Annotated in this window: 8 protein-coding genes and 2 riboswitches; of the genes, 3 read left to right on the forward strand and 5 right to left on the reverse strand. The window is 61.5% G+C overall.

The window, feature by feature from the left end:
* Nucleotides 1-7 precede the first annotated feature (7 nt).
* The 4 genes from CSZ94_RS14605 to CSZ94_RS14620 form a co-directional block, all read right to left on the reverse strand.
* The gene (locus tag CSZ94_RS14605) at nt 8-1,174 is read right to left on the reverse strand and encodes a cell division protein ZipA C-terminal FtsZ-binding domain-containing protein (protein ID WP_102122164.1); all 1,167 of its coding nucleotides are present in this window, start codon (nt 1,172-1,174) and stop codon (nt 8-10) included.
* Nucleotides 1,171-4,698 (reverse strand): chromosome segregation protein SMC, encoded by a 3,528-nt coding sequence (gene smc, locus CSZ94_RS14610; RefSeq protein ID WP_102122165.1) that lies wholly within the window; start codon nt 4,696-4,698, stop codon nt 1,171-1,173. Before smc ends, CSZ94_RS14605 begins: the two co-directional genes overlap by 4 nt.
* A gap of 180 nt (nt 4,699-4,878) precedes the next feature.
* A complete protein-coding gene (locus CSZ94_RS14615) occupies nt 4,879-5,514 on the reverse strand; it encodes a phosphatase PAP2 family protein (RefSeq protein WP_258000984.1) in 636 nt (211 codons plus the stop codon).
* A gap of 148 nt (nt 5,515-5,662) precedes the next feature.
* Nucleotides 5,663-6,247, reverse strand: a complete 585-nt coding sequence (locus tag CSZ94_RS14620; protein WP_258000985.1) for an ATP-dependent Clp protease proteolytic subunit — start codon at nt 6,245-6,247, stop codon at nt 5,663-5,665.
* A 168-nt stretch (nt 6,248-6,415) separates the two neighbouring features.
* Nucleotides 6,416-6,502, forward strand: a riboswitch (glycine riboswitch).
* Nucleotides 6,503-6,529: 27 nt separating this feature from the next.
* Nucleotides 6,530-6,635, forward strand: a riboswitch (glycine riboswitch).
* Between the two features lie 80 nt (nt 6,636-6,715).
* Here CSZ94_RS14620 and gcvT point away from each other — a divergent pair.
* From gcvT to gcvP, 3 genes are all read left to right on the forward strand, one after another.
* A complete protein-coding gene (gcvT, locus tag CSZ94_RS14625) occupies nt 6,716-7,837 on the forward strand; it encodes a glycine cleavage system aminomethyltransferase GcvT (RefSeq protein ID WP_102122166.1) in 1,122 nt (373 codons plus the stop codon).
* 80 nt (nt 7,838-7,917) lie between these two features.
* Nucleotides 7,918-8,298, forward strand: a complete 381-nt coding sequence (gene gcvH / locus CSZ94_RS14630) for a glycine cleavage system protein GcvH (protein ID WP_102122167.1) — start codon at nt 7,918-7,920, stop codon at nt 8,296-8,298.
* Between the two features lie 102 nt (nt 8,299-8,400).
* Complete coding sequence (gcvP, locus tag CSZ94_RS14635) at nt 8,401-11,301, forward strand: aminomethyl-transferring glycine dehydrogenase (protein ID WP_102122168.1); 2,901 nt, start codon at nt 8,401-8,403, stop codon at nt 11,299-11,301.
* Nucleotides 11,302-11,316: 15 nt separating this feature from the next.
* Here gcvP and CSZ94_RS28030 read toward each other — a convergent pair whose 3' ends face one another.
* Nucleotides 11,317-11,541: a hypothetical protein gene (locus CSZ94_RS28030; RefSeq protein WP_180977484.1), complete on the reverse strand. Its 225-nt coding sequence runs from the start codon at nt 11,539-11,541 to the stop codon at nt 11,317-11,319.
* Nucleotides 11,542-12,000: the final 459 nt, after the last annotated feature.

Raw genomic sequence — 12,000 nt, forward strand, 5'->3', positions numbered from 1 at the left:
GGATTCTTCAGCTAAATAAACGCAGGGCGCGGGTGGAGCCTGCCGGAATGTCGGCCGCGTCCATTTCCTGGTAAAACTCTTGCACCTGTCCGGCGATCTCGGCCAGCGCAGAGTCCGACAGGGCCTGGTTGTAATCGTCGACGATGGTGGCGTCGAGGCGGCCCACCAGCGCTTTGGCACAGGCGACCATGGCGCCAAAACCGTCGCGCGCGGGCGCCACGCAGGGTACGTCCAGCAGCAGGGTCAGGCGGGACGTGGTTTCCTCGGCCAGGGTGACATTCGTCGACAGCGAAAACAGATAGCTGCCGTCGCCGTCCGGCATGACGAAACGGCCGTCCGGACGCACGTCAAATCCCTGTTTTTCCAGCGCGAACAGCAAGGTGGAAATGGCCCACGGCGCACCGTTGGTGTGCAGGTTGACGCCCAGCTGGGCGTCGTGGCCGGCGACGAAGCGGTGCAGATTGCGCGCTTCGGCCATCACTTCCATCATGTCGGGCACTTCCGGCTCGGCGCCGATCTCGTCCGCCACGCCGCGCAGCCGCGTGACCAGTTCCGAGTATTCCAGTTCATTCAAGGCCGTGCTGCGGCTGGCCAGCTGCACGCCGCCCTGCATCTTGGTATAGACACCGCCATGCGTGATCGGTTCCCAGTCGCCATTCACGTGCAAGCCGATGAAGTGCACGGGTTTGTTACCCACCAGGCGCAGGGTTTGCAACACGGGCAGTATCTTGTCGCCGCGCACGGGCGCCTCCAGCGACAGGGGCAGCAGGCAATCGATCAGCGGGTCGACCAGGCTGGTCGCCTGCTCGCTGGCGGCGCTCACTTCTTGCACGGGCTCGGCGGTTGGTGCAAGGACTGGCTCGGCTGGGGCATTCCCCAGCGATGGTTCCGCATGCACGGGGGCGTCGGACACGGGCGCCGCTGGCGGCGCGCCGAACGACGGTTCGGCCTTGGCGGCGGGCGCGGCGTCAAAGCGCGGTTCCTGGCGCAAGACGGGTTCCTGGACATCCGCCACGGGGGCATTGCACTCGCGCATCAGCACGTCGTCGTGGTCGGTGGAAAAGGCCCGCTCCACGCTTTTCTTGGCCTTGTATTCCTGCCATTTGTTGTACGAGAAAACGCCGACGATAAAGACGCCGCCGGCGCCGAACAAGGTAATTTGAAGGTCTGTCATGCTGCTTGTGCCTCGGTAGCAAAATTTGCGGCGGACTCCATGTCCACCGCCACGATGCGCGATACGCCCTGCTCCTGCATCGTCACACCGATCAATTGATGGGCCATTTCCATCGCAATCTTGTTATGCGAAATGAAAAGGAATTGGGTCTGGTCGGACATGCGCTTGACCATGCGGCAGAAGCGTTCCGTGTTCGAATCGTCCAGCGGTGCATCGACTTCGTCGAGCAGGCAGAACGGCGCCGGATTCAGACGGAACATGGAAAACACCAATGCGGTCGCGGTCAGCGCCTTCTCTCCACCGGACAACAGGTGGATGGTGGCATTTTTCTTGCCGGGAGGCTGCGCCATGACTTGTACACCGGAATCGAGAATCTCGTCGCCCGTCATGGTCAGCCTGGCCTGGCCGCCGCCAAACAGAATGGGGAACAGCTCGGAAAAGTGGTGGTTGACCTTGTCGAAGGTGTCTTGCAGCAAGTCGCGCGTTTCCTTGTCGATCTTGTGGATCGCGTCTTGCAGGGTATTAATGGCTTCCGTCAGGTCGGCATTCTGGGCGTCGAGGAAATTCTTGCGCTCGGACGCCTGTGCCAGTTCGTCCAGCGCGGCCAGGTTGACGGCGCCCAGGGACGTGATGGCATTCGTCAAACGCGTGACTTCGCCCTGCAGATACGATGGACGCATGTCCGGATGCAACTTTTCCGTCAGGGCCGCTTCATCGGCGCCCGATTCCAGCAATTGCTGGGCGAATTGCTCCTGGTTCAGGCGCGCGGCCTGTTCCTTGAGCTGCATTTCCATGATCTTGTCGCGCTGCGGCTGCAAGCTGCGCTCCGATTGCGTGCGCGCATCTTCGAACAGGCGCAGCTGCTGCGTGATCTGGTCCAGTTCATGGCGCGCATCCGCCAGTGCCCGCTCCTGCGTGGTGCGGCGCTCGAGCAAGTCTTGCAAGCCGTCGGCAGCCGCGCCGCTTTCCAGGTTGGCCAGTTCCAGTTCGCCTGCCTGCAGGCTGGCCGTCACTTGCTGCGCCTGCGTGCTGGCAGTGGCGATGTTGCGGCGCAATTCCTCGATCTTCGCGCGGTGGGCTTTTTCCGCGTATTCCGTATCCTTGGCGGCACGCTCCAGGTCGCGCAAGGCTTCGCGCGCTTCGGCCAGGCGCTGCTCCTTCTGCAAGAAGTCCGTATGGCCGTCTTCGTGCGCTTCCTGCAAGTTGCCCAGTTCCATGTCCAGCTGTTCGAATTTTTCTTCCGATTCCAGCTTGGTCTGCATCTGTTCCGCTTCCTGCGCGGCGATTTCCGCCAGATCCGCACCGATCTGCGTGCTGCGCTGGTTGAAACGCGCTTCGACTTCCGATAATTTGACCACGTCGAGTTGCAAAGTATGCACGGACGAGGTCAGTTGCTGTATGCGCAAGCGCAAATCGGTCAGGTTGCGCGTCAGGGTGGCGACGGCTGCGTCGGCCCGCACGGAACGGGCGCGCGCCTCTTCGGCCAGCAATTGCTGAGCGCGCAATTGTTTGCCGATATTCTCGATTTCCTGCTGGCGCCCCAGCATGCCTTCCTGCTCCGAATCGGCCGCATAAAAGCGCACGCTGGACGCCGTGACCACGTGACCAAGCCGCGTGACGAAGTAGCCGCCCGGCGGCAATTTCGCCCGCTCGGCCAGCGCCTCGGCCGCGTCTTCCACGGCGTAGGCGTTGTACAGCCAGTCCTGCAGCAAGCCGCGCAAACCCGGATCGTTGAGTTTCAGCAAAGTCAAAAACGGCTTCAGGCCAGGCACCTCCGGCATCGTCAGCGGCGCCACGGTGGACGGCGCGTACAGGGCCAGCTTGGCCGGTGGCGCATCGGCAAAGAATGCCTTGGCCCAGTCGATATTCGACAGTTGCAGGGCCGACGTGCGCTCGCGCAAGATCGATTCCATGGCCGCTTCCCAGCCCGCTTCGATCTGCAGCTTTTGCCACAGGCGCGGCAAGGTATCGAGCTCGTGCTTTTTCAGCCACGGCTGGACCTTGCCCTGCGTCTGCACCCGTTCCTGCAATTGTTTCAAAGCGGAAAGACGCGCTTCCAGCTGGGCATTCGCAGCCGTCTCGGCATTGACTTGCGCCTGTGCTTCAGCCCGCTCCTGCTCCAGCTTGGGTTGCTGCTCCAGCGCTTCTTCCAGATAGAAACCCTGTTCTTCCAGCGTTTGCTGCTTTTCTTCCAGCTGCAGTTTCAGGTTTTCCAGGTGGCTGCTGTCGGGCAAACTGAGGCTGTTCTTTTCCTGCTGCAGGCGTTCGCGGCGCGTCAACAGGCTGGCCAGGATGTTCGAAGCATTGCGCTGGTGCGCCGATTCCAGTTCCAGCTGCTGCTGGGCCTGCATAATCCGCGCGCGCGATTCCGTGCTCTTGTTCTGCGCGGCGCGCCAGGCGGCGTCCAGTTCAGGCAATTGCTCACCCTTCTGTTCGGCCATCATTTGCGATTGCTCAACCTTCGCAGCCAGTTCCTCTAGGTGAAATTCCGCCTCTTCGATCTGTTCCTGGTATTCCGCGCCCTGGCTGCTCCACTGGTCGCGCTGGGCTGTCAAGGTGGCCAGCTGCGCCTGCAGGCGGGCACGCGATTCGATGACGAACTTGATCTGCGCTTCCAGGCTGCCAATTTCCGCATTCGTCTGGTACAGATGGCCTTGCGCCGTATGCAAACGGTCGCCCACGGCAAAGTGCGCCTGGCGCATCTGCTCGAGCGTCAGTTCCACGTTGCGCAGCTTGGCCGTCTGTTCTTCCAGGTCCGTCTGCGCTTGTTCCACTTCGCGGAAATAGCGCGTTTGCTCGTTTTGCGCCTCGTTCTTGCGCAGCAGCCACAACAGTTTCTGCTTTTCTTCCTGATCCGCCTGCAAGGCGTGGAAACGCGTGGCCACGGCCGCCTGCGCTTCCAGCTTTTCCAGGTTGGCATTGAGTTCGCGCAAGATGTCTTCAACGCGCAACAGATTTTCGCGGGTGTCCTGCAAGCGGTTTTCCGTCTCGCGGCGGCGTTCCTTGTATTTGGACACGCCGGCCGCTTCTTCCAGGAAGACGCGCAATTCTTCGGGGCGCGATTCGATGATGCGCGAAATCATGCCCTGGCCGATGATGGCGTAGGCGCGCGGACCGAGGCCCGTACCGAGGAAAATATCCTGGATGTCGCGCCGGCGCACGGGCTGGCCGTTGATGTAATAGGTGGAAGTGCCGTCGCGCGTCAGGGTGCGCTTGACGGCGATCTCGGCGTACTGGCCCCACTGGCCGGATGCCTTGCCGTCGTTATTGTCGAACACCAGTTCCACGGAAGCGCGCCCGGCGGGCTTGCGGTGGGTGGAACCGTTGAAGATGACGTCCTGCATCGACTCGCCGCGCAGTTCGGACGCTTTCGATTCGCCCAGCACCCAGCGCACGGCGTCGATGATATTCGACTTGCCGCAGCCATTCGGCCCGACCACGCCCACGAGCTGGCCTGGCACCTGGAAATTGGTGGGATCGACGAAAGACTTAAATCCCGACAACTTGATGGAAGAGAGACGCACGTGTTTTAGAGTTCCTGGCCTATGCTGGCGGTTGAGATCGGCGAATCCGGTTCATATTCAGTTCAGATGCACCATGGCGAGGGCAGCCTGGCCGCTCACCGCAAAAAAGTGCTTTATCATACCATTTCCCGATGCTTTTCTGGCCAAAAACAGCAGCGTCAAGTGCTGGCCAGCGCCATCTTAACGGGCTGGGTGGCCATCTTGCGCCAGTTTCCAGTCGTCACGGGAAAAAACGCGCTCATGGCCGGACAGCACCATGGCCAGTTTTTGCAGCCACTGCTCGGTCGGCATGGGCTCTGCCTTGAAGCTCAGCACTACCATCAGCACCAGGCTGGCCAGCGCCAGCGCATGGCTGACGGCGAAATTGACGGCGCCGCGGGAATTCCACATGAAACCCAGCGCCAGCGCCAGGCCCAGCACGCAGCCGCTGACGGCTTCCGACACGCTGTGCGCATGCACGACGACACGCGAAATGGCCACCAGCACGGCAAACGCCACGCCCACGAGAACACCGGCATGGCGCCAGCGCGGTTCGGCGCGCTGCAGCAGCACATACATCAGCACGGGAAACACGGCGCCGGCGCGCATGGCGTGGCCGCTGAAACCCGTAAAATCGAGCGCGCTGCTGCCCACGCCCCAACTCATGAAAGCCAGCTTCGACAGCACCACGAGGGCCAGGCCGCCGCCGTACCACAGGCTCCAGCTGAGCACCAGGCGCCACTGGCGCGACACGAGCAGCCACAGGGCAATCGCCACACCAGCCGGCCCCATGACGGACATGTCGGCCGCAAAAGAAATCCCATTCCACCAAGTCATCGCGCCTGCACTTATTTCATGATCAGCTTGCACTATGCCACGACTCTGCCCTGTTCTGCGCGGCTTTTGCTGTGCTGCAGCGAAGAATTACATTCCATTACAAAATGTACGCGCTAAAACTATCCGCCTGGCCGGCGCCAGGCGCGCCTCAGATATTCGTCAGGCGCTTGCCCCTGGGCGGCGCAAAGTCGCGGATCGATTCGATCATGCCCACTTCCAGCGCCTGATCGGCCGTCAGGTGCAGGTCGGAATACGCATGCACCTGCCATTGCTCTTCCGTCAGGTTGACCTGGCCGCGCAGGATGCGCTCGGTACGCATGTCGTCGGCGCGCAAGCCCTCGACGATGATGCTGAGCGCATCAGGCCGCGAACCGGGCGAAGCGGTCGCATGCGATTTGTGCACCATGAAGCGGGCCGTGTCGCTGGCGTGGCGGTGCCGCCCCGACAGAAACAGGATAACGGCGATGGACGCCACGGCGCCTGCGTTGTAGGTAATGATGTCGAACGGCAACTTGCTGAGGAAGTTGTACAGACAAATGCCATCGCTGACATAGCCGCCGTTGGACTGGATCAACATGTGCGCGGTCGTGAGCTTATCTTCCGTGATGTCGGCTACGGCGTTGAAGACGCGCCGCACCATATCGCTGTTGACGTCGCCCGAGAGGGTAAAGTAACCGTGCTGCTCGGTGTTGTTTTGCGTCTCGTGTTGTGTCCCGCTCTGTGTCATGTTCATGGCACCACCTGCAAGAAAGCCAGGATTTCATCATAGCGCATTCGGGCGCCGCGCGACGCCCTCTTGCGCTGGAGCGCAGCGCCTTGCAGCCCGGCAAAGCGCGGCTTTTGCTGCAATTTGGCAACGTCTTTACAGATTGACAGAATACCCCTGCTGACATATATTCCTCCCACTTGATCGGGAGAGGGCAACCCAGCGTTGCCGCCGAAGGGGCACTACCCAAAAACTCTCAGGCAAAAGGACCGATCAGGCGGACTGAAGCTGTTGCTTTGGCGACATCTTTAGCTCAACTCTGGAGAGCGGCCGCGGCTATTGCCGGCGGCCCACCGAAGGGGCGCACGGGGCAAGCCCCCGTAATCTCTCAGGTACAAAGGACAGGGGGGTCAGCGATCACGATGGAGTGCCGTTTTGGCTTTCCGTGTTGTGTGTTCTGTTAACTTCCCCCTTTACCTTCGTCCCGAGGAATCCATGACGCTCAAAGCGACCCCACTCAACAACGCCCACCGTGCCCTCGGCGCCCGCATGGTCGATTTCGGCGGCTGGGACATGCCCGTCAACTACGGCTCGCAAATCGAAGAACACAACGCCGTGCGCGGCGACGCCGGCATGTTCGACGTGTCGCATATGTGCGTGGTCGATATCGAAGGCCCGAACGTGCGCGCCTTTTTGCGCGGCTTGCTGGCCAATAACGTCGACAAGCTGCAAGTGTCGGGCAAGGCGCTGTACTCGTGCATGCTGAATGCCGAAGGTACCGTCATCGATGACCTGATCGTCTACTTCTTCAATGAAAACTGGTTCCGCCTCGTCGTCAACGCGGGCACGGCGGAAAAAGACGTGGCCTGGATGCAGCAGCAAAATATCCACACCAACAGCGGCCTGACGATTACCCAGCGCCGCGACGGCAATGACGCCATGGCCCTGGTCGCCGTGCAAGGCCCAAATGCGCGCGCCAAGGTATGGCAAGTGCTGCCGCAGACGCAAGCCGCGTCCGAATCCATCAAGCCGTTCAATGTCGTCATCGTCAAGGACACGCCATTCGGCGAAGTCATGCTGGCGCGCACCGGCTACACGGGCGAAGACGGTTTTGAAATCGGCGTGGCAGCGACCCAGGTGGAAGCCCTGTGGAACGCCCTGGCTGCTGCCGGCGTCAAGCCGGCCGGCCTGGGCGCGCGCGACACCCTTCGCCTGGAAGCGGGCATGAATTTGTACGGCCAGGACATGGACGAAAGCGTCAACCCGCTCGACGCGGGCCTGGCCTGGACCATCGACCTGGTCAGCGAGCGTGACTTCATCGGCAAGGCTGCCTTGCTGGCCAAAGGCCAGAACGCGCAATTCGTCGGCCTGATCCTGCGCGAAAAAGGCGGCGTGCTGCGCGCCCATCAAAAAGTCATCATCGCCGGCAGCGACGCCACGGGCGAAATCACCAGCGGCACCTTCAGCCCCACCATGCAGGAAGCGATAGCGCTGGCGCGCGTGCCCAACGGCGTGAACGTGGGCGACAGCGTGCACGTGGAAATCCGCGGCAAGCAATTGGCCGCCTCCGTCGTCAAGCTGCCTTTCGTGCGTAACGGTAAAATCCTGCTTGCGTAAGCGATTAGCGATAGAGAGCCACCGCCCGCAAGACCGAATAAACATCATCAATAACGAACACCTACCATCTGGAGCCACACATGAACATTCCTGCAGACCTGAAGTACACCGCCTCCCACGAATGGGTACGCCTTGAAGGCGACGGCACCGTCACCGTCGGCATCACCGAGTACGCGCAGGACGCCCTGGGCGACATCGTCTTCGTCGAACTGCCAAGCGTGGGCAATACCTATGGCGCCGGCGACGACGCTGCCGTGGTGGAATCGGTCAAGGCTGCGAGCGACATCTACGCGCCAATCGCCGGCGAAGTCGTGGCCGTCAACGACGACGTGGTCAACTCGCCTGAATCGATCAACACCGACGCCTACGCCAACTGGCTGTTCAAGATCAAGCCAGCCGACGTGTCGGCCCTGGACGGCTTGCTCGACGCTGCCGCCTATGGCGCCACCACCAGCGCCTGATCGCGTTTGACTCACGGGCCGCGTTTGCGGCCCGTTTGCATTTTTTCTGCGCTGCGCCCGCGCGCCGCCTCCCGGTTTTTCAGTCTCTTTGGCCTCTATACCATGACCCGCACCAGCCTGACCCAACTCGAAGCACGCGATGCCTTCATCGCCCGCCACATCGGCCCTTCTTCCACCGAACAGCAAGCCATGCTGGCGACCCTCGGCTATCCATCGCGCGCCGCGCTGATCGATGCCCTGGTACCGGCCAACATCCGCAACAAGGGCGCCCTGCCATTAGGCGCGTATTCGCAGCCGATGCCGGAACAGGAAGCCCTGTCGCGATTGAAAGCCATCGCCGGCAAGAACCAGGTGCTGAAATCCCTGATCGGCCAAGGCTATTACAACACCTTCACGCCTGGCGTCGTGCTGCGCAACATCTTTGAAAACCCGGCCTGGTACACGGCCTACACGCCTTACCAGACGGAGATTTCGCAAGGCCGCCTGGAAGCCATTTTGAACTTCCAGCAAGTGATCACAGACCTCACCGGCATGGGCATCTCGAACGCCTCGATGCTGGACGAAGGCACGGCCGCCGCCGAAGCGATGACCCTGATCCAGCGCGTGGGCAAGTCCAAATCGAACGTGCTGTATGTCGCCAATGACGTGCTGCCGCAAACGCTGGAAGTGGTGCAGACGCGCGCCGAGCCGATCGGCATTGAAGTGCGTACGTTCGACCCGTCGGAAATCGCGTCGCTGGACGCCTGCTTCGGCGTGCTGCTGCAATACCCTGGCGTGAACGGCGTCGTGCGCGACTACCGCGCCGGCGTGGAAAAACTGCATGCGAATGGCGCCATGGTCATCGTCGCGGCCGACCTGCTGGCCCTGACCATGCTCACGCCACCGGGCGAATGGGGCGCCGACGTCGTCGTCGGCAACAGCCAGCGCTTCGGCGTGCCGCTCGGTTTCGGCGGCCCGCACGCCGGCTATTTGTCCACGCGCGATGAATTCAAGCGCAATATGTCGGGCCGCCTGGTCGGCGTGACCGTCGACGCGCAAGGCAACAAGGCGTATCGTCTGGCCCTGCAAACGCGCGAACAGCATATCCGCCGCGAAAAAGCCACCTCCAACATCTGTACGGCGCAAGTGCTGCTGGCCGTGATGGCCTCGATGTACGCCGTCTACCACGGCCCCGCCGGCCTGCTGCAGATCGCCCAGCGCGTGCACCGTTTTACGGGCGTGCTGGCCGCCAGCCTGAAGACGCTCGGCTATGGCGTCGTCAACGCGAGCTACTTCGACACATTGACCGTCAACGTCGCCGATGCGGCGCAACTGCACGCGACGGCCATGCACCACGGCGTCAACCTGCGCAAGATCGACAGCACCCATGTCGGCGTGTCCTTGGACGAAACCACCACGCGCGACGATATCGCGCTGCTGTGGAAGGTCTTCGCGCACGGCCTGGCCAACGCGCCTGCCGCCCCGGACCTGGACGCCGTTGAAGCGGCTGTGACCAGCGCGCTGCCGGCGAATCTGGCGCGCGAGAGCGCCTACCTGACCCACCCCGTCTTCAACAGCTACCATTCGGAACACGAAATGCTGCGCTACCTGCGCAGCCTGGCCGACAAGGACCTGGCGCTGGACCGCACCATGATCCCGCTCGGTTCGTGCACCATGAAGCTGAACGCGACGTCCGAAATGATTCCCGTCACCTGGCCCGAGTTCTCGAACATCCACCCGTTCGCGCCGGATGCGCAAACGGTGGGCTACCGCGAAATGATCGCGCAACTGGAAGAAATGCTGTGCGCGCTGACGGGCTACGCGGCCGTCTCGCTGCAGCCGAACGCCGGTTCGCAGGGCGAATACGCGGGTCTGCTGGTGATCAAGGCGTATCACGAATCGCGCGGCGAAGGCCATCGCAACATCTGTTTGATTCCGTCGTCGGCGCACGGCACCAACCCTGCCTCGGCCAATATGGTCGGCATGCAGGTAGTCGTCACCAGCTGCGATGCCAACGGCAACGTGGACCTGGCCGACCTGAAGGCGAAAGCGGAAAAGCACAGCGCCAACCTGGCCTGCGTGATGGTCACCTACCCGTCCACCCACGGCGTGTTTGAAGAAGGCATCCAGGAACTGTGCGAGATCATCCACTCGCACGGCGGCCAGGTCTACATCGACGGCGCCAACATGAACGCGCTGGTCGGCGTGGCCGCTCCCGGCTCGTTTGGCGGCGACGTGTCGCACCTGAACCTGCACAAGACCTTCTGCATCCCGCACGGCGGTGGCGGACCGGGCGTCGGCCCGATCGGCGTAGGCGCGCACCTGGCGAAATTCCTGCCGAACCAGCGCTCGTCGGGCTACCAGCGCGACGTGGCGGGTATAGGCGCCGTCAGCGCCGCGCCATTCGGCTCGGCCAGCATCTTGCCGATTTCGTGGATGTACATCGCCATGATGGGCGCAGAGGGATTAACCGCAGCCACCGAGACGGCGATTCTGGCAGCGAACTACATCGCGCGCCGCCTGGCGCCGCACTACCCCGTGCTGTACTCGGGTCACGACGGCCTGGTCGCGCACGAATGCATCCTGGACCTGCGCCCGATCACGGACGCCACCGGCATCAGCAACGAAGACGTGGCAAAGCGTTTGATGGACTTCGGCTTCCATGCGCCGACCATGAGCTTCCCCGTGCCGGGCACCCTGATGATCGAGCCGACGGAAAGCGAATCGAAAGTGGAAATCGACCGCTTCATCGACGCCATGATCGCCATCCGCGCAGAAATCGCCAAGGTCGCCAGCGGTGAATTCGACCACGACGACAACCCGCTGAAACATGCGCCGCACACGGCGCAGGTGCTGATGTCGGACAACTGGGAACGCAAGTACAGCCGTGAAATCGCAGCCTACCCTGTCGCTTCCCTGCGCCAGCGCAAATACTGGCCACCGGTCGGCCGCGCCGACAACGTGTACGGCGACCGCAACCTGTTCTGCGGCTGCGCGCCTATCAGCTCTTACGAAGAAGAGTAAACCTGATTTGCCCGGCTAGCCGGGCAACAGGAACACAGAACGGCAGGCCGCGAGGTCTGCCGTTTTTTTAGGTTCATCGCGGTTGATGGGGAGAAGACGGGCTTGACGTTTTTTGCTGAGAGGGGGCGGCGGCAAGGGTTTTGAATTGGTAAATTGATTGTCGCCAAACAAACCAATTACCTTACCACTCTCGCCGCCATGCTCAATGTTATGTCGCCTCTTCCATTTTGGGAAGGGCATATTGTCAATTTCGTCGTCGAACAGGACGACGAATCGCTGCTGATCTTGAAGGCGTCAACAACCGCATCAAAGTCATCAAACGGATGGCCTAAGGGTTCCGGGACTCGGCATATTTTTTCCTCAAAAATCAAGGATGCCTTTCCCGGCAAAACGCGATGAACCAAACAAAAGCCCCTCCACGAGCATATCCGCCCGCATTATTTGCATCAACATTTAGCAGGGTGTTGAAAAAGGACCCCAGTCCTTCGGATTTTGTCGCCAGACATGCGAATTTTTCGGGCTGGAAGCCGCATTTTGCCTAAAAAGCAGTTTTCAGCCACTTTTCAGGCCGTTTTTTGACATTTTTTAGCGCTTTCCGTACTCTATGGACGGAGTTATCCAACCACCGCCGATAAACGCCAGCCAAAGATCGTCGCCATGCGCGTCAGGTTGTAAGCGGCGAAAGTGAACGTGGTTTGT

Source organism: Janthinobacterium sp. ROICE36, from assembly GCF_002869965.1.
Classification (GTDB): domain Bacteria; phylum Pseudomonadota; class Gammaproteobacteria; order Burkholderiales; family Burkholderiaceae_D; genus Janthinobacterium.

What these genes read in the sequence shown, in the direction of transcription:
- CSZ94_RS14605 (WP_102122164.1), bottom strand. Translation starts at nt 1,174, where the DNA reads ATGACAGACCTTCAAATTACCTTGTTCGGCGCCGGCGGCGTCTTTATC.
- CSZ94_RS14615 (WP_258000984.1), bottom strand. Translation starts at nt 5,514, where the DNA reads ATGACTTGGTGGAATGGGATTTCTTTTGCGGCCGACATGTCCGTCATG.
- CSZ94_RS14620 (WP_258000985.1), bottom strand. Translation starts at nt 6,247, where the DNA reads ATGAACATGACACAGAGCGGGACACAACACGAGACGCAAAACAACACC.
- gcvT (WP_102122166.1), top strand. Translation starts at nt 6,716, where the DNA reads ATGACGCTCAAAGCGACCCCACTCAACAACGCCCACCGTGCCCTCGGC.
- gcvH (WP_102122167.1), top strand. Translation starts at nt 7,918, where the DNA reads ATGAACATTCCTGCAGACCTGAAGTACACCGCCTCCCACGAATGGGTA.
- gcvP (WP_102122168.1), top strand. Translation starts at nt 8,401, where the DNA reads ATGACCCGCACCAGCCTGACCCAACTCGAAGCACGCGATGCCTTCATC.
- CSZ94_RS28030 (WP_180977484.1), bottom strand. Translation starts at nt 11,541, where the DNA reads ATGCCCTTCCCAAAATGGAAGAGGCGACATAACATTGAGCATGGCGGC.